General features: G+C 42.6%; 2 rRNA genes. Both read left to right on the top strand.

Annotation, left to right across the window (positions count from 1 at the left end):
- A 16S ribosomal RNA gene (locus H8716_RS17480) occupies positions 1-109 on the top strand; the annotation flags it as partial.
- A 121-nt stretch (positions 110-230) separates the two neighbouring features.
- Positions 231-348 (top strand): 5S ribosomal RNA (rrf, locus tag H8716_RS17475).
- Positions 349-842 lie beyond the last annotated feature (494 nt).

The following is an 842-nucleotide window of genomic DNA, read 5'->3' as shown; positions in this document are numbered from 1 at the left end:
AGTCAGTGACCCAACCGAAAGGAGGGAGCTGCCGAAGGCGGGATTGGTAACTGGGGTGAAGTCGTAACAAGGTAGCCGTATCGGAAGGTGCGGCTGGATCACCTCCTTTCTAAGGAAAAGTTTGGAAGAAAAGTAGGAAGCACAGGCGTCCGAATCAATCCAACTAAAACGGAAAATAGAGTCGGAAGTAAAGATTGTTTCACTGTTCAGTCATCAAGGATGACAAAACTTCTGGTGTCGATGCGCTTAGGGGACACACCCGTTCCCATCCCGAACACGATGGTTAAGACCTAAGCGGCCGATGGTACTGCACTGGAGACGGTGTGGGAGAGCAGGTGGACGCCAGATTACAAAAGAAAAAAGAAGCAGGGCTTCTTCATATATAGATACAGATAGCGGGCCAGATGAAACCATTTGGTTGATTAGAAAAAGGATTTGCGAAATGATGACCATCACGAACGGCCTGGTGTCAACCCAGTCAGCAGGGAAGTGCTGTTATGATAACTGGTTTTACCAGTGATTTAAGACCAGAAAAGAGTTTTTGATCTTAAATGACTGATAAATCTTCAGTCAGAATGTATCTGTACAATGCATCCCGCAAACAAGTTTGCTCGATCGTGTGCAGGCACACTATAAAATCAAAAATCAAAACATGTTTAGGAATGCAAGCATTCCACACAGTTTCTATTTTGATTTTGCATTGTACCTTGAAAATCGCATATGGAAAATACAAAATATCAAATGGTTCAATCAAAAGATTGTAACCATGCCGATAGAGACATCCGAGGAAGTTATCTTTAACAGGTAACAACCAAGAGAATAGTAAATGTTAGTAAACACTT

The organism is Jingyaoa shaoxingensis (assembly GCF_014385005.1).
GTDB classification, from domain to species: Bacteria; Bacillota; Clostridia; order Lachnospirales; family Lachnospiraceae; genus Marvinbryantia; species Marvinbryantia shaoxingensis.
The sequence above is the reverse complement of the archived record's forward strand: the minus strand, read 5'-3'. Positions and strand labels throughout refer to the sequence as shown.